Source organism: Chitinilyticum piscinae, assembly GCF_015223195.1.
Taxonomy (GTDB): domain Bacteria; phylum Pseudomonadota; class Gammaproteobacteria; order Burkholderiales; family Chitinibacteraceae; genus Chitinilyticum; species Chitinilyticum piscinae.
This window is the reverse complement of record NZ_JADFUA010000007.1, coordinates 71,366-89,901: the sequence shown is the minus strand read 5'-3', so window position 1 is coordinate 89,901 and position 18,536 is coordinate 71,366. Positions and strand designations below refer to the sequence as shown.

At 59.0% G+C, this 18,536-nt stretch carries 16 protein-coding genes; 14 read left to right on the top strand and 2 right to left on the bottom strand.

What is annotated here, in order from left to right; translation table 11 throughout:
- Positions 1–6: 6 nt before the first annotated feature.
- The 3 genes from carB to INR99_RS12470 all read left to right on the top strand — a co-directional run bounded on the left by carB (position 7) and on the right by INR99_RS12470 (position 4,293).
- Positions 7–3,216, top strand: coding sequence for a carbamoyl-phosphate synthase large subunit (gene carB / locus INR99_RS12480; RefSeq protein WP_194116678.1), 3,210 nt, complete (start codon positions 7–9; stop codon positions 3,214–3,216).
- 95 nt (positions 3,217–3,311) lie between these two features.
- On the top strand, positions 3,312–3,794 hold the full coding sequence (greA, locus tag INR99_RS12475; RefSeq protein WP_194116677.1) for a transcription elongation factor GreA: 483 nt from the start codon (positions 3,312–3,314) through the stop codon (positions 3,792–3,794).
- A 61-nt stretch (positions 3,795–3,855) separates the two neighbouring features.
- Positions 3,856–4,293, top strand: coding sequence for a DUF4149 domain-containing protein (locus tag INR99_RS12470; protein ID WP_194116676.1), 438 nt, complete (start codon positions 3,856–3,858; stop codon positions 4,291–4,293).
- A 57-nt stretch (positions 4,294–4,350) separates the two neighbouring features.
- Here INR99_RS12470 and yhbY read toward each other — a convergent pair whose 3' ends face one another.
- On the bottom strand, positions 4,351–4,662 hold the full coding sequence (yhbY, locus tag INR99_RS12465; protein ID WP_194116675.1) for a ribosome assembly RNA-binding protein YhbY: 312 nt from the start codon (positions 4,660–4,662) through the stop codon (positions 4,351–4,353).
- A 38-nt stretch (positions 4,663–4,700) separates the two neighbouring features.
- Here yhbY and rlmE point away from each other — a divergent pair, with 38 nt between their 5' ends.
- The 5 genes from rlmE to INR99_RS12440 all read left to right on the top strand — a co-directional run bounded on the left by rlmE (position 4,701) and on the right by INR99_RS12440 (position 12,183).
- Positions 4,701–5,321, top strand: a complete 621-nt coding sequence (gene rlmE, locus INR99_RS12460; protein ID WP_194116674.1) for a 23S rRNA (uridine(2552)-2'-O)-methyltransferase RlmE — start codon at positions 4,701–4,703, stop codon at positions 5,319–5,321.
- A 102-nt stretch (positions 5,322–5,423) separates the two neighbouring features.
- Positions 5,424–7,340, top strand: a complete 1,917-nt coding sequence (gene ftsH / locus INR99_RS12455) for an ATP-dependent zinc metalloprotease FtsH (protein ID WP_194116673.1) — start codon at positions 5,424–5,426, stop codon at positions 7,338–7,340.
- A gap of 85 nt (positions 7,341–7,425) precedes the next feature.
- Complete coding sequence (gene folP / locus INR99_RS12450) at positions 7,426–8,253, top strand: dihydropteroate synthase (RefSeq protein ID WP_194116672.1); 828 nt, start codon at positions 7,426–7,428, stop codon at positions 8,251–8,253.
- A 31-nt stretch (positions 8,254–8,284) separates the two neighbouring features.
- Entirely contained in the window at positions 8,285–9,646 is a 1,362-nt protein-coding gene (glmM, locus tag INR99_RS12445; RefSeq protein ID WP_194116671.1) for a phosphoglucosamine mutase, read from the top strand.
- Positions 9,647–9,753: 107 nt separating this feature from the next.
- Positions 9,754–12,183, top strand: coding sequence for an EAL domain-containing protein (locus tag INR99_RS12440; protein ID WP_228098284.1), 2,430 nt, complete (start codon positions 9,754–9,756; stop codon positions 12,181–12,183).
- A 71-nt stretch (positions 12,184–12,254) separates the two neighbouring features.
- Here the strand turns inward: INR99_RS12440 and INR99_RS12435 are convergent, their stop codons facing one another.
- Positions 12,255–13,133, bottom strand: a complete 879-nt coding sequence (locus INR99_RS12435; RefSeq protein ID WP_194116669.1) for a transporter substrate-binding domain-containing protein — start codon at positions 13,131–13,133, stop codon at positions 12,255–12,257.
- 188 nt (positions 13,134–13,321) lie between these two features.
- On the opposite strand from INR99_RS12435, the gene INR99_RS12430 reads away from it, so the two are divergent.
- The 6 genes from INR99_RS12430 to INR99_RS12405 all read left to right on the top strand — a co-directional run bounded on the left by INR99_RS12430 (position 13,322) and on the right by INR99_RS12405 (position 18,531).
- Entirely contained in the window at positions 13,322–13,927 is a 606-nt protein-coding gene (locus INR99_RS12430) for a peroxiredoxin (protein WP_194116668.1), read from the top strand.
- A 150-nt stretch (positions 13,928–14,077) separates the two neighbouring features.
- Positions 14,078–15,244, top strand: a complete 1,167-nt coding sequence (gene zapE, locus INR99_RS12425) for a cell division protein ZapE (RefSeq protein ID WP_194116667.1) — start codon at positions 14,078–14,080, stop codon at positions 15,242–15,244.
- Positions 15,245–15,325: 81 nt separating this feature from the next.
- The gene (locus INR99_RS12420; protein ID WP_194116666.1) at positions 15,326–16,282 is read left to right on the top strand and encodes an NAD(P)H-quinone oxidoreductase; all 957 of its coding nucleotides are present in this window, start codon (positions 15,326–15,328) and stop codon (positions 16,280–16,282) included.
- Positions 16,283–16,488: 206 nt separating this feature from the next.
- A complete protein-coding gene (locus INR99_RS12415) occupies positions 16,489–16,767 on the top strand; it encodes a cupin domain-containing protein (protein WP_194116665.1) in 279 nt (92 codons plus the stop codon).
- A 63-nt stretch (positions 16,768–16,830) separates the two neighbouring features.
- A complete protein-coding gene (locus tag INR99_RS12410) occupies positions 16,831–17,223 on the top strand; it encodes an RNA-binding S4 domain-containing protein (protein WP_308431489.1) in 393 nt (130 codons plus the stop codon).
- Between the two features lie 48 nt (positions 17,224–17,271).
- Positions 17,272–18,531, top strand: a complete 1,260-nt coding sequence (locus INR99_RS12405; RefSeq protein ID WP_194116664.1) for a GGDEF domain-containing protein — start codon at positions 17,272–17,274, stop codon at positions 18,529–18,531.
- Positions 18,532–18,536 lie beyond the last annotated feature (5 nt).

The window sequence follows — 18,536 nt, the reverse complement described above, 5'->3', positions numbered from 1 at the left end:
ATCAGCATGCCCAAGCGTACCGACATCAACAGCATCCTGATCATTGGCGCTGGCCCGATCATCATCGGCCAGGCCTGCGAATTCGACTACTCTGGTGCCCAGGCCTGCAAGGCGCTGCGCGAAGAGGGGTACAAGGTCATTCTGGTGAACAGCAACCCTGCCACCATCATGACCGACCCGAACATGGCTGATGTGACCTATATCGAGCCGATTACCTGGCAGATGGTCGAAAAGATTATCGACAAGGAGCGCCCCGACGCGATCCTGCCGACCATGGGGGGGCAGACCGCGCTGAACTGCGCGCTGGACCTGTGGCGTCATGGCGTACTGGACAAGTACAAGGTCGAACTGATCGGCGCCACGCCGGAAGCCATCGACAAGGCCGAAGACCGCCAGAAGTTCAAGGTGGCGATGGACAAGATCGGCCTGGGTTCGGCGCGTTCCGGTATTGCCCACAGCTTGGAAGAAGCACTGGCCGTCCAGGCGCAGGTCGGCTTTCCGGCGATCATTCGTCCGTCATTTACCATGGGCGGTTCCGGTGGCGGCATTGCCTACAACATCCAGGAATTCATCGAGATTTGTACCCGTGGTCTCGACCTCTCGCCGACCAACGAGCTGCTGATCGAAGAATCGCTGCTGGGCTGGAAGGAGTACGAGATGGAAGTCGTGCGTGACCGCAACGACAACTGCATCATCGTGTGCTCGATCGAAAACCTGGATCCGATGGGCGTGCATACCGGTGACTCGATTACCGTGGCCCCGGCGCAAACACTGACCGACAAGGAATACCAGATCATGCGTAATGCATCGATCGCGGTATTGCGCGAAATCGGTGTCGATACCGGCGGCTCCAACGTGCAATTCTCGGTCAATCCGAAGGATGGCCGTCTGATCGTCATCGAAATGAATCCGCGCGTGTCGCGTTCCTCGGCGCTGGCCTCCAAGGCCACCGGCTTCCCGATTGCCAAGGTGGCCGCCAAGCTGGCTGTCGGCTACACGCTGGACGAGCTGAAAAACGACATCACCGGTGGCAAGACCCCGGCGTCGTTCGAGCCGTCGATCGACTACGTGGTCACCAAGATCCCGCGTTTTGCTTTCGAGAAATTCCCGCAGGCCAACAACCGCCTGACCACGCAGATGAAGTCGGTCGGCGAAGTCATGGCCATGGGCCGCACCCAGCAGGAATCGCTGCAAAAGGCCCTGCGCGGTCTGGAAACCGGCATGTCGGGGTTTGACGAAATCACCACTGACCGCCAGCTGATCGAATCCGAAATCGCGGCACCGGGCCCCGAGCGTCTGTGGTACGTGGCGGATGCCTTCCGTGTTGGCATGAATGTCGACGAAGTACATGCGCTGTCCAAAATCGATCCGTGGTTCCTGGTGCTGATCGAAGACATCGTCAAGACCGAAAATACGCTGCGCGGCCGTGCGGTGGATAGCATTACAGCGGCTGAATTCCGCGCACTAAAGCGCAAGGGCTTTTCCGACCGCCGTCTCGGCGCGTTGCTGGGCTGCGACCAGAATGCGGTGCGCAAGGCGCGCCACGCGCACGGCATCCGTCCGGTGTACAAGCGCGTTGATACCTGCGCGGCCGAGTTTGCCAGCAATACAGCCTATATGTATTCGACCTACGAGGAAGAATGCGAGGCGCAGCCGACCGACCGCAAGAAGGTGATGATTCTGGGCGGTGGTCCGAACCGCATCGGTCAGGGTATCGAATTCGACTATTGCTGCGTGCACGCCGCACTGGCGCTGCGCGACGATGGTTACGAGACCATCATGGTCAACTGCAACCCGGAAACCGTGTCGACCGACTACGATACCTCCGATCGCCTGTATTTCGAACCGCTGACGCTGGAAGACGTGCTGGAAATCGTGGCTGTCGAGAAGCCGGTTGGCGTGATCGTGCAGTACGGTGGTCAGACGCCGCTGAAGCTGGCACGTGCGCTCGAAGCCAACGGTGTGCCGATTGTTGGTACCAGCCCGGACATGATTGATGCTGCCGAGGATCGTGAGCGCTTCCAGAAGCTGCTGCAGGATCTGCAGCTGCGTCAGCCGCCCAATGCCACTGCCCGCACCGAAAAGGACGCGCTGGCGCTGGCTGCACAGCTGGGTTATCCGCTGGTGGTGCGCCCGTCCTACGTTCTGGGTGGCCGTGCCATGCAGATCGTGCATTCCGAAGACGATCTGGCGCGCTACATGCGCGAAGCCGTCAAGGTATCAAACGATTCGCCGGTGCTGCTGGACCGCTTCCTGAACGATGCCATTGAGGTGGACGTGGATGCGCTCTCCGACGGCGAGCAGGTGATTATCGGCGGCATCATGGAGCACATCGAGCAGGCCGGCGTGCATTCCGGTGACTCTGCATGCTCGCTGCCGCCATATTCGCTCTCCAAGGCACTGCAGGACGAACTGCGTCGCCAGACCGTCGAAATGGCCCGTGCGCTGAACGTGATCGGTCTGATGAACGTGCAGTTCGCCATCCAGGGTGAAACGGTGTATGTGCTGGAAGTGAATCCGCGTGCCTCGCGTACCGTGCCGTATGTCTCCAAGGCAACCAGCGTGCCGCTGGCGAAAGTGGCCGCGCGCTGCATGCTTGGCCAGAAGCTGGCTGATCAGGGTGTGACCGAGGAAGTGATTCCGCCGTTCTACTCGGTGAAGGAAGCCGTTTTCCCCTTCAACAAGTTCCCGGGTGTGGATACGATCCTCGGGCCGGAAATGAAGTCGACCGGCGAAGTCATGGGCGTGGGTGACACCTTCGCCGAAGCCTTCGTCAAATCGCAGCTGGCGGCTGGCCTGGTGCTGCCGACCAAGGGCAATGTCTTCATTTCGGTCAAGGATGGCGACAAGGCTGCTGCGGTCGAGTGTGCTCGCGTGCTGACCGGTATCGGCTTCAAGGTTGTGGCAACCAAGGGCACTGCCGCCACCATCGATGCCGCCGGTGTGCCGGTGACTGCGGTCAACAAGGTGACCGAAGGTCGTCCGCACATCGTTGACATGATTGTGAATGGCGAAATCCAGATGATCTTCAATACGGTTGAAGAGCGTCGCCAGGCCATCCAGGATAGCTACTCGATCCGACACGAAGCGATGAAGGCCAAGTTGCCGGTGTTCACCACGATTGCTGGCGCACGTGCTGCGTGCATCGGCATCAAGGAACTGGGCGAGATGAAGGTCTACGATCTACAGGGCTTGCATCGCGCGCTGAATCGCTGATAAGGTATTGCTTAATTGAAAAGCCGCCGTCCTCGTGACGGCGGCTGTTGTTTTTGGTGCTGCCGGTGCAGCACCGTTCAGGAGAATCGAAGACGATGGTTACTATCCCGCTGACCGTGGCTGGTGCCGAGAAACTGAAGCAGGAACTGCAACACCTCAAGAGTGTCGAGCGTCCGGCCGTGATCCAGGCGATTGCCGAGGCACGTGCGCAGGGAGATCTCTCGGAAAACGCCGAGTACGATGCGGCGAAGGAAAAGCAGGGCTTTGTCGAAGGCCGTATCGCCGATCTGGAAGGCAAGCTGTCCAATGCCCAGATCATCGACCCGAAAACACTGGCCGACACGGCGGATGGCCGCGTGGTGTTTGGTGCCACAGTGGAGCTGGAAGATCTGGAAAGCGAAGCACGGGTGACCTATCAGATCGTCGGCGACGACGAAGCCGACATCAAGGTCAACAAGATTTCCGTATCCAGCCCGATCGCCCGGGCCCTGATCGGCAAATATGCCGGCGATGTCGCAACGGTGATGGCTCCGGGTGGCGAGCGCGAGTACGAAGTACTTGATGTGAAATATATCTGATGTATGTCTACGCAGGCTTTTAGTTTAAAGGCTTGTGAACGGATGGCTGTGAGGGTATCTGATGGGTAACGGCTTTCGCCAGTTGATGACCACCTTCTGGATCGGTGGCATGTGGGTGGTGGGGGTGCTGGTCGCGCCAACCCTGTTCGACTCGCTGGAGCGTGCCACGGCAGGCATGGTGGCTGGGCGCATCCTGCATCTGATGGGCTGGGTCGGCATTGTGGCCGGCAGCTACCTCACCATCTGGTGGTTGTGGGCGGAAGGTCTGCGCGCACTGCGCAATGGCCGATTCTGGCTGGTGCTGGTGATGCTGGCCTGTACCCTGGTCAACCAGTTTGCCGTTTTCCCGATCATCGCAGGCCTGAAGCCGGCGATGGTCAATGCCAGCGAGGGCTTGTTCGGTGGTGGATTTGCCACCTGGCATGCCATCTCAACCCTCATTTACTTGCTGCAGGCCGTGCTTGGTCTGCTGTATGTCTGGGGCGAGGGCGGGCGTTAGCCAGACCAGAAAAAAGGCAGCGAGGTTCCGCTGCCTTTGTGCTGTTGCTGGTGCTGATCAGGCTTTTTTCGGCTTCGGCAGAACGATGCGCGATTTGCCTTCTTCGGTCGGGCGGTAGATGATCAGCAGCTTGCCAAGCAGCCCAACCGGCGCAGCCTGCAGATCATCACAGATCTGCTGCATGTACTGGGCGCGCAGTTCGCGGTCGTCGCCCAGAACACGGATCTTGATCAGTTCGTGGGCGTCCAGGTTGACGGCGATTTCACGCAGGACGGCGTCCGTCAGGCCGTTATTGCCGATCATGACCACCGGATTGAGGTGGTGAGCCAGACTTTTCAGATAGCGACGCTGATCTGCTGTGATATCCATAAATTCGAAATCCTTGAAAAAACAGGGAAGTTTACCCGATGGCTCGAAGTAAAACCAGTAACGCCTGGTTGCAGGAACATGTGAACGATCATTATGTGCATCAGGCACAGAAAGATGGCTACCGCGCCCGCGCCGCCTACAAGTTGCTGGAAATCAACGAAAAAGACAAGCTGATCAAGCCTGGCATGTGGGTAGCCGACCTAGGGGCCGCACCGGGAAGCTGGTGTCAGGTCGCCCGGCGATTGATGGGGGATAACGGACGGGTGTTTGCGCTGGATATCCTGGATATGGACCCGATTCCCGGGGTCGAATTCGTGCAGGGCGATTTTCGCGAGGAGGATGTGCTGGCCCGTTACCTGGAATTGCTGGGTGGGCGCCAGGTGGATCTTGCAATTTGTGACATGGCGCCCAATATCAGTGGGAATGCCGTGACGGATCAGGCCCGCAGCATGTATCTGTGCGAGCTGGCACTGGATTTTTGTCGCGAGCAGTTGAAACCCGGCGGCCATTTTCTGGTCAAGGTATTTCAGGGCAGCGGTTTCACCGAATATCTGGATGCCATGCGTGAGGAGTTTGCCTCGGTCGTCACGCGCAAGCCCAAGGCCTCACGCGATCGCAGCAGTGAAATTTATCTGCTGGGCAAGGGCAAGAAGGCTTGAGTCGCCAGCCTATGGCGGCGATAGCAATTTTTCGGGGCAATGCACGGCTCAGGCCGTTACAATGAATCATCCCGGCACAGGCCGGATTGAAGGAGCAAGGCCGTGAACAATCTCGGCAAGAATATCGCCATCTGGCTGATTATCGGTCTGGTGCTGATGACCGTGTTCAATCAGATGACCAAGCGGCAGGCGCAGACCAATTCGGTGGCCTACTCGCAGTTTATGCAGGAAGTCGAAAATGAGCAGATTGCCCAGGTTTCGATCGAGGGCAGTCCGCTGCGCCCGCAGCTGATCAAGTTTACCCGCAAGAATGATAGTCAGGTCTTCACGACCCTGGCGCCGTTCGATTTCCGTCTGGTCGACACACTGATCAAGCACAACGTGAAATTCGAGGCCAAGCCGGAAGAAGAGCCGTCGCTGTTGATGAACATCTTCATCAACTGGTTCCCGATGCTGCTGCTGATTGGCGTGTGGATCTTCTTCATGCGTCAGATGCAGGGTGGCGGCAAGGGTGGGGCGTTCAGCTTCGGCAAGAGCCGTGCCCGCATGCTGGATCAGGATACCAATGCCGTGACCTTCGCGGACGTGGCCGGGTGTGACGAAGCCAAGCAGGATGTTGCCGAAATCGTCGATTACCTGCGCGATCCGAGCAAATACCAGAGTCTGGGCGGCCGCATGCCGCGCGGTATCCTGATGGTCGGCTCGCCGGGTACCGGCAAGACCTTGCTGGCCAAGGCAATTGCCGGCGAGGCCAAGGTGCCGTTCTTCTCGATCTCCGGTTCGGATTTCGTGGAAATGTTTGTCGGTGTCGGTGCCGCCCGCGTGCGCGACATGTTCGAAAACGCCAAGAAAAACGCACCCTGCATCATTTTCATCGATGAAATTGATGCAGTAGGCCGCCAGCGCGGCGCCGGTCTCGGCGGTGGCAATGACGAGCGTGAGCAGACGCTTAACCAGATGCTGGTGGAGATGGATGGTTTCGAAGGCAACTCCGGGATCATCGTGATTGCCGCAACAAACCGTCCTGACGTCCTGGATCCGGCGCTGTTGCGCCCGGGGCGTTTCGACCGTCAGGTGGTCGTGCCGCTGCCCGATATCCGTGGTCGTGAGCAGATTCTTGGGGTGCACATGCGCAAGGTCCCCGTGCATGCCGATGTCGATGCCAGCATTCTGGCACGTGGCACGCCGGGCATGTCCGGTGCCGATCTGGCGAATCTGGTCAATGAAGCTGCACTGTTTGCCGCCCGTCGCAACAAACGACTGGTTGACATGCAGGACTTCGAGGATGCCAAGGATAAGATCTTCATGGGGGCCGAGCGCAAGTCCATGATCATCCAGCCCGACGACAAGAAAAAGACGGCCTATCACGAATCTGGTCACGCCATCATCGGTGAGCTGCTTGAGGGCTGCGATCCTGTGCACAAGGTCACCATCATTCCGCGTGGCCGCGCGCTTGGGGTGACGTGGTCGCTGCCCGAGCAGGATCGTTTCAGTCTGTACAAGAATCAGATGCAGGCGCAGATCACCATGCTGTTTGGTGGTCGCGTGGCGGAAGACCTGTTCACTGGACAGATTTCGACCGGTGCCTCGAACGATTTCGAGCGTGCCACGCAACTGGCCCGTGACATGGTGACCCGCTACGGCATGAGCGAAAAGCTGGGGCCGATGGTGTACGGCGAAAATGATGGTGAGGTGTTCCTCGGCAGATCGGTTACCACGCACAAGAATCTGTCGGAAGCAACCATGCAGCAGGTCGATGCGGAAATCCGCCGTATTCTCGACGAGCAGTACGCGCTGGCCGTGAAGCTGCTGGACGAGAATCGCGACAAGGTGGAGGCAATGACCACCGCGCTGATGGAATGGGAAACCATCGATCGCGAACAGATTCGCGACATCATGGAAGGCCGCGATCCGCGCCCGCCGAAAAACCCGCCAGCGCCCAAGCTGACACTGCCTTCGGATGACAAGCCCAGTGGCGATGTTCCTGCTCCGGCTGCTCCGGCCGCTCCCGAGGCCTGATCGGAATTTGTAATGCAAGGGCGGCCGTCAGGCCGCCTTTTTCTTTGCGGCATCTTGGCCGCATGTCTTGCTGAGGTTGCTGCGGATGTCCCAGTTGCATTGTGGTCGTTTTCGTTTGTCCCTTGATCGCCCGCTGGTGATGGGGATTGTAAATGTGACCCCGGATTCGTTCTCGGATGGCGGCCGCTATGTGGCCCGTGATGCCGCGCTTGCGCATGCCGAGCAGTTGCTCGCTGCTGGTGCCGATCTGCTGGATATCGGGGGTGAATCGACGCGTCCTGGCGCGGCACATGTGCCCGTCGAGCTTGAGCTCGAGCGGGTATTGCCGGTTCTGGAGGGGTTGCAGTCGGCGGGCGTGCCCCTGTCCATCGATACCCGCAAGCCGGCAGTGATGCGTGCTGCATTGGCTCTGGGGATCGATCTGGTGAATGACATTGCTGCTCTCGAAGGGGAGGGCGCGCTGGCGCTGCTGGCGCAAAGTGATGCCGCCGTCTGCCTGATGCACAAGCAAGGCGAGCCCCAGACGATGCAGCAGGCGCCGGTTTATGACGATGTTGTTGCTGAGGTTTGTGGGTATCTTTCTGGGCGCTATGCATCCTGCCTTCAAGCTGGAATTACCCATGAGCGTATATTGCTTGATCCGGGCTTCGGATTCGGCAAAACCTTTGCGCATAATCGGGCACTCTTTCGTGCATTGCCACAGCTGGTGCACGACTTGCCGGCGCCGTTGTTGATCGGGGTGTCGCGCAAGCGCATGCTTGGAGAGATCACCGGTCGTGATACGGGCGAGCGCATGCCGGCGAGTATTGCTGCGGCACTACTTGCGGCTCAAGCCGGTGCCGCAGTGATCCGCGTGCATGACGTCAGTGAAACAGTGGATGCATTGCGGGTACTGGCCGCATTACAATCCTGATTTTCTTAAATCTGCTGACAGGGTGATGGGTATGGCGCGCAAATATTTCGGTACTGACGGGGTGCGTGGTCTGGTCGGTGAGTATCCGATTACTCCGGATTTTGCGATGAAGCTGGGGTATGCCGCTGGCCGTATTCTGGCTGCGGAGGCCAAGCGCCCCAATCAGGAGCATGCTGCCGTCCTGATTGGCAAGGACACCCGGGTTTCTGGCTACATGCTCGAAGCTGCGCTGCAGGCAGGATTTAACGCTGCCGGTGTCGACGTCTACCTTACCGGCCCGCTTCCGACCCCGGGTGTGGCGTATCTGACCCGCGCGTTGCGTCTCTCGGCAGGCGTGGTGATTTCTGCCTCGCACAATCCCTATCATGACAATGGCATCAAGTTTTTCGGGGCTGGTGGCAAGAAGCTGGATGATGCCGTCGAGCTGGCGATCGAAGCGGCCATCGATGACACCCAGCCCTGTGTGGGCCCGAGAAAAATCGGCAAATCCTGGCGGGTGAACGATGCTGCAGGACGGTATATCGAGTTCTGCAAGTCCACTTTCCCGAACGAGCTGGATCTGCGTGGTTTGAAGCTGGTTGTCGATTGCGCCCACGGTGCAACGTATCAGGTTGCGCCACACGTCTTCCACGAGCTGGGGGCTGAAGTGATCAGCATCGGCGTCACGCCGGATGGCTTCAATATCAACGAGGATGTCGGCGCGACGCATCCGGAAACGCTGCGTCGTCGTGTGCTGGCCGAGGGGGCGGATCTGGGGATCGCACTGGATGGTGATGGTGACCGCCTGATCATGGTCGATCGTGATGGCACCATCGTCGATGGAGACCAGTTGCTCTATGTTCTGGCGTTGCACCGGCAGAAAAAGGGCACGCTGGGCGCAGGAGTAGTCGGCACGCTGATGACCAATCTGGGGGTTGAAACCGCGCTGAAGCAGCGCGGCATCGGATTTGAGCGCGCCAAGGTCGGCGACCGCTATGTGCTGGAAAAGCTGCTGGCAAACAACTGGGTGGTTGGCGGTGAGGGATCTGGCCACTTGCTGTGTCTGGATCGCCACACGACTGGGGACGGTATTGTTTCGGCTTTGCAGGTGCTTGAAGCACTCAAGGATTCAGGGCTTTCGCTGGGAGACTTCTGTTCCGGGCTGAAGCTCTATGCCCAAGTCCTGAAGAACGTGCGCATTCGCAAGGGCTTCGACTGTCATGGTTCCCAGGCAATCCGTGACGCTGTTGCTGCCGCCGAAGCCGCGATGGGTCAGGATGGGCGCGTGCTGCTGCGCCCCTCCGGAACCGAACCGGTGGTTCGGGTGATGGTCGAGCATCTCGATGCAGCTCAGGCTGAGGCGTACGCCGCAAGCATTGCCCTGGCAGTGGCTGCCGAGGCCGAACAGGACTGATGCCCGGCCCCTGATGCGTCAGCAACTGAAGGGGCGTTTGTTTCCTGAGCAATCCTGCACGGTTCGGGTTGTCAGCTTCGCGGACGCCGTTTATCCTGAACGGACGAATGACGTTCCGAGTTGCCGTGCAGATTCCATTTCTCCAACGCGCGCAAAGCGCTTATCAGGAAAACCGCCTTGCTGCACGGCTGGTACTTGCTACCGTGCTCGCCGGGCTGGCTGTCTGCCTGTCGCTGACGCTGTTTCTGCTCAAGCGCGAGTATGATCGCAGCCTGCATCAGATCCGTGCTGATCTGGTTGCCCTGGGCAAAAGCACCACACCGCAACTTGCTGCCAACCTCTGGCTGGTCAATACCGATGCAGTGCAGACCCAGCTTACCGCCATGCTGCAGACACGAGCGGTAGACCGAGTCGAGCTAACCGAAAGCGAAGGGGCTCACTTCAGTGCCGGCCGCACGCTCGATCCCGATACCCAGTACCTGAGCGAGACCTTTCAGGTTGCCTATCTGCATCCACTGACCAATCGCACCGTGATTCTCGGCGAGATGAAACTGTATGCGGGTCTGGATGGATTGCGCAGCCGGCTCAGTGAAACGTTCCGTTCCATCCTGTTGATCGAAGGGGTCGGGCTGTCTGTTGCCGCATTGCTGTTCCTGGGGCTTTATCACCGCCTGATTGCCAGACACCTCAAGCACATAACGGCCTACACCCGTAACTTCGATTACAGCAATTTGCCTGCCCCTCTGGTGCTCAGCCGTCAAACCTCCGGCAAGCGCGATGAATTGCAGACGCTGGTGAATGCCTTCAATACCATGCGTGGCAATCTGCTGCAGGGGGTTCAGGAGCGGGATGATGCCGAGCGGGCGCTGTTTCTGGAGAAAGAGCTGGCTGAAGTAACGCTGATTTCGATCACCGACGCCATCATCACGACCACTCCGGAATTCCGGGTCAAACTGCTGAATCCGGCGGCTGAAAAACTCATCGGCCAGTCGCATAACGACAGTCGTGGTCAGCCGGTGAGTGCAGTACTGTGTTCGCCCGGCAGCGAGCTGACTGCGGAGGTACTGGAAACGGCTTTGCTGGCAGCCCGTGATGGGCGTCAATCCCTGAGGGGGAACAAGGCCCGGATCATCAACCGGCAGGGCTTGCGCATGACTGTTGAGTATGCGGTTGCGCCGATTCGTGACTGGGATGGGGATGTCGTCGGCATGGTGCTTATCCTGCACGATGTGAGTGCTGCCGAGGCCTTGACCGAAAAGCTCGCGTATCAGGCCAATCATGATGATCTGACCGGGCTGATCAACCGCCGCGGCTTTGATGCTCAGCTCAACGATGCATGTCGCCGGGCATCTTCGGGGGCGCGTTCTTATGTGCTGATGCTGCTTGATCTGGACCAGTTCAAGCTGGTGAATGACACCTGCGGCCATCAAGCCGGCGATGAGCTGTTGCGCCAGGTTACCGAGCAGTTACAGGTGCTGGTCGCGCCCAGTTTTGGCCTGCTAGGGCGTCTAGGTGGTGATGAGTTCGGGATTTTGCTGGCCGATGGCAATCGTGATCATGCGCGCCAGCTCGCTCAGAGTATTCTGCATGCCTTGCAACAATACCGCTTTGTCTGGGAGGGGCGGCCGTTCGGGGTTACGGTCAGTATTGGTCTGGTTCTGATCGATGCCACCACCATCAGCCCGCAAGAGGCCATGAGTCAGGCCGATGTCGCCTGTTTTGCCGCCAAGGATGCGGGCCGCAACCGTCTGAGCTGGTATGCCGGAGGCGAGGATGATTTGCAGGAGCGGCACAACGAGTTGCAGCTGCTGGCGACTTTGCGCGAGGCCATCGAGCAAAACCGCTTCCGGCTGTATTTCCAGAAAATCGAACCGCTGCGCCCCTCTGCCAGTGGCGGAACGCATCTGGAGATCCTCCTGCGCATGAGCGACGCGCAAGGGCGGATCATTGCTCCTGGCGCCTTTATTCCTGCGGCTGAGCGCTATGACATGATGTCGCAGGTCGATAGCTGGGTGGTGGCCAACAGCATTGCCTATCTGGCCAGCCAGCAGGCAAATGGCAAGCACCTGCCGCATCTCGCTATCAATCTTTCCGGCAAATCACTGAACCGGCAGACGCTCTCGTTCATTTTGCAGCAGCTCGACACTGCACGGATTCCGGCCTCACTGCTCTGTTTCGAGATTACCGAGACCAGTGCCATTTCGAACATGAAAGAATCCTCGCTGTTTATCGAAACGTTGCGCGAGCGGGGATGCCGCTTTGCGCTGGATGATTTCGGCAGCGGCTTTTCTTCATTCAATTATCTGAAAAACCTGGCCGTCGATTACCTGAAAATTGATGGCAGCCTGGTCCGGGATATTGCCAATGACCGGGTGAGCCGACAGATGGTGATCGCGGTGAATGACATCGGGCATAGTCTAGGGATGCGCACGATTGCGGAATTTGTCGAAAATGAAGACATCCGCAGCCACCTGGCGGCGATTGGTGTCGACTTTGCGCAGGGCTATCACATCGGCAAACCCGAGCCGCTGCTCTGAGATGGGATGGATGAACAAAGCAAAAACGCCGGCATGCGCCGGCGTTTTTACACGCATCAAACCAGGGGCGATCAGTTGATCTTGCTCCACTTCGCGGTCGCCTCATTGAAAAAGCCGGATTCGCGATAGGCCTTCTCGATTGTGCCGTTGGCCCGCAATTGATCCAGCCCGGTATTGAGTGCCTTGGCTATCTGCGCACTATTGGGGAAACTGCGGCTGACAAAGAAATGCCGGCTGCCTTGCAGGCCAACCCGAATGTTGGGAATGGGCACAAATTTCTGCCCGGCCGCCTCGAAGGAGAGGTCTGGCGTTGGCTGAAAGGGGGCCAGAATCACATCGGCGCGTTGCTTGCTGACCATGCCCACCATCGATTCCCAGCTCTGGGTTTTTAGAACATTCGGAATGGGGATGCTCTCCAGCGTTGCGATATCCGGTTTCCAGCTGTCTGCGACCACGGCGGTTAATTTTTGTACCGCGGCCTTGTCCTGTGCTGCGAGTGCGGCTTTGTTGCCCGGCGTGGTGTAAAGGCCCGCAGTGAATTCGCCTTGCCGGATGCTGGGCTCACTGATGTAAACCTTGTCTGCCAGCGGTTTGAGGTCGATCAGCCAGACCGAGTTGCCACCCAGTGACGCATTTCCGCTTGAGACTTCCTTCAGATAGCGGTTGTAGGAATCACTGGTGTTGTTGACGGTTACCAGACGCAGCGGTCGGGTATTGCCGCCGGCTTTCAGCGCCTGCTGCACCAGCACCAGTTCGACCACGTCCCGGCGGGAGTGTTCGCCGCCGAACTGGGTGATGCCGAGTGGATCGCGGCCCTTCAGGAATTTCTGGTAGTCACTGAGCACATCCTGTTGGGTCAGGATGGTGATGGTATTGTCTTCGGCGCTGGCGAACGGGCTCAGTGCTGCAAGCAGCAGCATGGCCAGCAGGTTTCTACGGCTGAGGGTCATGGCACTCCTCCATGCTTGTTCAGTGCGGTGCTTACATCATGACTGCTGTGTGCATAACTGGCAACTCGGGAGCGGCGCACTGAGGGTGTATAGCTTCCATCTATCAGTAGAATGAAAACTCTTGAATTGACGCTGCCGCAACCACATCTTAGCCTTAAGCGTTTTTTCAACCCATCAGGAGATTCAGCATGGCCGTACTCGTAGGCAAACAAGCCCCCGACTTCACTGCAGCCGCCGTTCTGGGCAATGGCCAGATCGTCGACAGCTACAACCTGAAGCAGGCTACTGCCGGCAAATACACCGCCGTATTCTTCTACCCGCTGGACTTCACCTTTGTCTGCCCGTCCGAACTGATCGCCTTCGATCACCGTCTGGAAGAATTCAAGAAGCGCAACGTCGAAGTTATCGGCGTGTCCATCGACAGCCAGTTTACCCACAGCGCTTGGCGCAACACCCCGGTGGAAAAGGGCGGTATCGGCCAGGTTGGCTATACCCTCGTTGCCGACGTCAAGCACGAAATCTGCAAGGCCTACGATGTTGAACTGGAAGCGGCCGGCGTGGCTCTGCGCGGTACCTTCCTGATCGACAAGAATGGCGTTGTTCAGCACCAAGTGGTGAACAACCTGCCGCTGGGTCGCGATATCGACGAATTGCTGCGTGTGATCGATGCACTACAATTTGTTGAAGAGCATGGCGAAGTCTGCCCGGCCGGCTGGAACAAGGGCAAAAAGGGCATGAAGCCGTCCGCTGATGGTGTGGCTGACTATCTGGCCAACAATGCCAAAGAACTGTAATCGGGTTTCCTGATTCAGTGACTAAAAAAGGGCGCCGATGGCGCCCTTTTGTATTGCTGTGCGGAGTTGTCGCGCTTAAGCGGTATGCCTGCTTCGTCCCTGACCGCGGCATCCGTATAATCGCGGTATTCTCACGAACATGGCCATTTCATGTCGCAGCATCAGCTTCCTCCTCCTGTCGAGGGCATCAGCCCGCTGGCCTGGTATCAGAGTCTGGCCGGTAATCCCGCATTCCAGTCCGATCCGGCCCAGCATGATGCCATTGCCCGTCTGGACACCCTCTGGCAGCAACTGGTCGAATTCAAGCAAGTGCGCAGCCGGCCGTTTCGCAAGACCGAGCTTTTCGGCAAGCCCTTGCTGCCGCAGCCGTCCCTGCCGCGCGGGCTGTATTTCTGGGGAGGGGTAGGGCGCGGCAAGAGCTTCCTGATGGATGCCTTTTTTGCCAGCCTGCCTTATCGGCGCAAGAAGCGTCTGCATTTTCACCGTTTCATGCAGGAAGTCCATGCCGAATTGCGTGCGCAACAGGGGGCGGCTGATCCTTTGCTCGCGGTCGCCGAAAAATGGGCCAGATCGGTTCGGGTGCTGTGTTTCGACGAATTCCATGTTTCGGATATCGCCGATGCGATGATCCTTGGCCGGCTGATGGAGCAATTGTTCGCGCGCGGAGTGGTGCTGGTGGCAACCAGCAATTACCCGCCGGATGGCCTGTATCCGAATGGGCTGCAGCGGCAGAATTTTCTGCCGACGATTGAGTTGCTCAAGCGGCAGCTGGATGTGCTCAATGTTGATGGCGGGACGGATTACCGGATGCGCACGCTCAGTGCAGCCCGCACCTATATCTCACCGATCGGGCCGGACACCGAGGTCGAGCTCGACCGATTGTTCAGCAGTATTGCTACGGCGACAGATGGGGGGGCAACGCTGATGCTGGCCGGTCGCCGCCTCAAGGTGCACCGGCAGGCGCCCGGGGTGCTGTGGTTCGATTTTGCCGTGCTCTGCGGTGACGGTCGCGGTCAGGCCGACTATCTGGAGCTGGCGCAGCTCTATCACACGGTGATCCTCTCCAATATCCCGAAGCTCGGAGTCGCGCAAGCCAATCAGGCACGGCGCTTTACCTGGCTGGTGGATGTGTTCTACGACCATCGTGTCAAGCTGATCATTTCGGCTGATGTGCCGGTTGATGAGCTCTATCGTGAGGGGCCGCAGGCTGGCGAGTTTTTCCGTACGGCCAGCCGCCTGACCGAAATGCAATCCCATGAGTATCTGGCGCTGCCGCATGAGCAAGGGAGTAGCCAGTTGGCAGGGCTTGATGGGTAGTCAAGGGGTATTGTTTGCAGGGTTAAGAATGTAATGGCATTGGGCTCTATACATTGCAATGTATCCGGGGTGCCTGAGCGGATGCTCGCCGTCGATCCCGCTAGCTACCCAGATCTGCAGCTTTCTGCGCAGCCAGTGCCCATGCCGGCAGCCGGGCAATTACTGGTCCGCGTACGGGCGGCAGGCATCAATCGCGCCGATCTGGCGCAGGCCGCCGGCAAGTATCCGCCTCCGGCGGGCGAGTCGGCGATTCTGGGGCTGGAGATCGCCGGTGAGGTCATCGCGATCGGACCGGAGGTAAAGGGCTTTGCTCCCGGAGCACGGGTCTTCGGGCTGGTGGCGGGGGGAGGCTATGCCGAATGCTGTCTTCTGGATGCCGCACTGGCCCGGCCTCTGCCCGAGTGGCTTGACTGGGCTGCTGCCGCCAGCCTGCCGGAAGCCTGGCTGACTGCCTGGCTGAATCTGATCGAAATCGGGCGGATTCAGCCTGGAATGCGGGCGCTGATTCATGCCGGGGCCAGTGGGGTCGGCGCCGCGGCAATCCAGCTGGCCAAGGCGCGTGGCGCGTGGGTGGCGACCACGGCCAGTGCCGGCAAGCTGGATTGGTGTCGGGGGCTTGGTGCAGATCTGGCGCTTGATTACGCCCGTGATGATTTTGCAGCCGAAATCCGTGCAGCAGGGGGGGCGGACCTGATCTTGGATGGTGTGGGTGGCGATTATCTGGTGGCAAACCAGCGCTGTTTGAATCCGGATGGGCAACTGATTTTGATCGGCCTGTTGCGGGGTACGCTGGCCGAGCTGAATCTGGGGCTGATGCTGGTGAAACGGCAGCGCCTGCAAGGCTCGACCTTGCGCAGTCTGCCACTGGAGCAGAAAGCTCGCCTGAGTGCCGACCTGTATGCGGATTTGTTGCCCGGATTGGAGCAGGGACGTTATCGCCTGACGCTGGATAAGATTTTTGCACTGACCGAGGTGGCAGAAGCGCATCGCTATATCGCCGCCAATCAGAATCTCGGCAAGGTGGTGTTGCAGATGTAAGCCTTACGCCGCCTCACTGGCGCGCGAGGAGTGCGGCACAGCTGATAAAAAGCAGCCACGCCAGGATGGTCATGATTTGCAGAATAAGCAGGGTATTGCCCATTAGTTAGCTCCATGGCTGGTTTTGATGGTGATACGGTAGATGGTTTATGTGTAATGGCGATTGCTGTTACATGACGTGACGGTGACATGAAAGGAGTCGGGTGATGGAGGATGCAGTGCGGGTTGAACGGGGCCTGGATGAAGTGAGGCTGCAACAGCTGGGGGTGCGCAACTGGCCCGTATGGGAAAAGGAGCCGAGTCGTTTTCCCTGGCACTATGACGTGAGCGAAACCTGCTATCTGCTTAGCGGTCGGGTGACGGTGTATCCGGATCATGGGGAGCCCGTCGAGTTGGTTGCCGGTAATCTGGTGACGTTTGCTGCGGGATTGTCCTGCGAGTGGCAGATTCATGAGCCGCTGCGCAAGCACTATTGCTTTGCCTGAGGCGGGTATGGCTGATTAATCCTTGTATTTCGAGGGGTTCTGCTAAATAGATGGGTGGGTATCGTGGATTTGGTAGATAAGGTACGGATTGATAAATGGCTGTGGGCGGCGCGCTTCTTCAAGACCCGTTCACTGGCGACGGATGCCGTGGAGGGGGGGCGGGTCCATCTGAACGGCGAACGGGTCAAACCGGCGCGCAGTGTGAAGGCGGGGGATCTCGTACGTGTACAGGTCGAGCATGGCGAATTCACGCTGACCGTGCTGGCGCTCGCCGAGCGGCGAGGCCCGGCCGAGTTTGCCCGCACACTCTACACGGAAAGCGAGGACAGCCGGCTGCGCCGCGAGCAGCTGGCATTCGAGCGTAGTCTGGCCCCGCAGCTGGATCACGCGCAGATCCGCGGGAGACCAACGAAGAAACACCGTCGCCAGCTCGATCGATTCAATTCGGGCAGCTAGGCGGCTTGCTGCTATGCTGTGCGTGTATGCTGATACGCAGATCCTTCCATGAATGCTCCCGCTACTTCCTCCCCGCTCCTGATCGGCACCAGCCGCCGCGAATCGATTGAGCTGCTGCAGGCTCAGCTAAGCAGCTACGGCTTTCCGGTACAGGTTTTCGGCCGCAAAAGTGCCCTGCTTGCGGCCCTGCATGCGCAGACGGCTGCTGCAGTACTGCTGGATGCCGATGGCCTGGAGGATGGCGCGACCGAAGATGTGCTCCCGCTGCTGCGACGTCTTTTCCAGGGGCCGGTGCTCTGCGCCGGTACTGAGCTGACAGTCAGCCGCCAGATTGCGCTGATGCGTCTGGGGGTTACCGGATTCATGAGCTGGCCGGTGGATGTCCAGGTGCTGATCGACCGGCTCGAGCAACTGGAAGAAGCGGGACGGCATAATCCGTACCGAGTACTGATTGTCGATGACTCTGAGACGGTTACCCGCTGGGTAAGCCAGATCTTGCAGCAGGCCGGCATGCAGGTGCGCAGCCTGCATAATCCGCTGGACATCTTTATCGCACTGGAGCGTTTCCGCCCGGAAATCATCCTGATGGATGTGTATATGCCCGAGTGCGGCGGTGATGAAATGGCACGGCTGATCCGTCAGCACCCCCAGTTCGACAGCGTACCCATCGTTTTTCTCTCGACCGAAACCAGCCGCGGACGGCAATGGCTCGCACGCAGCATGGGGGGCGATGATTTCCTGATCAAGAACCAGGAAAGCGAGGAGTTGCTGGCCTCGGTGGTGATTACCGTCGAACGTTACCGGCGCCTGCGGCACTGGATGACGCGTGATGGGTTGACCGGACTACTTGATCACACCCATCTGATCCAGCAACTGGAAATGCAGATTTCCGCGACGGCGACGCAGAGCGTGCCCTTGAGCTATGCAATGATCGATATTGATCATTTCAAGCAGGTTAACGATCAGCATGGTCACGCGGTCGGAGACCGGGTGATCAAGAGTCTGGCGCGGCTGTTGCGCCAGATGGCCCCCTCGGCGGATCTGATCGGTCGCTATGGCGGGGAAGAGTTTGCCGTGATTTTCCCCGGGCTCTCGCAGATCCGGGCCGCCCAGCGTGTCGATGAGATGCGCGCAGCCTTTGCCGCGCTGAAGCATCTGGATGGCGGCGGGGCGCTGCAGGCGACGTTCAGTGCCGGTGTCGCGGTGCTGGGCAATAACATGTCGGCCGCACAGCTGGTCGAAGCGGCCGATATGGCCCTGTATCAGGCAAAACGCGCTGGCCGTAATCAGGTCGGCATGGCAAGTTGATTTTC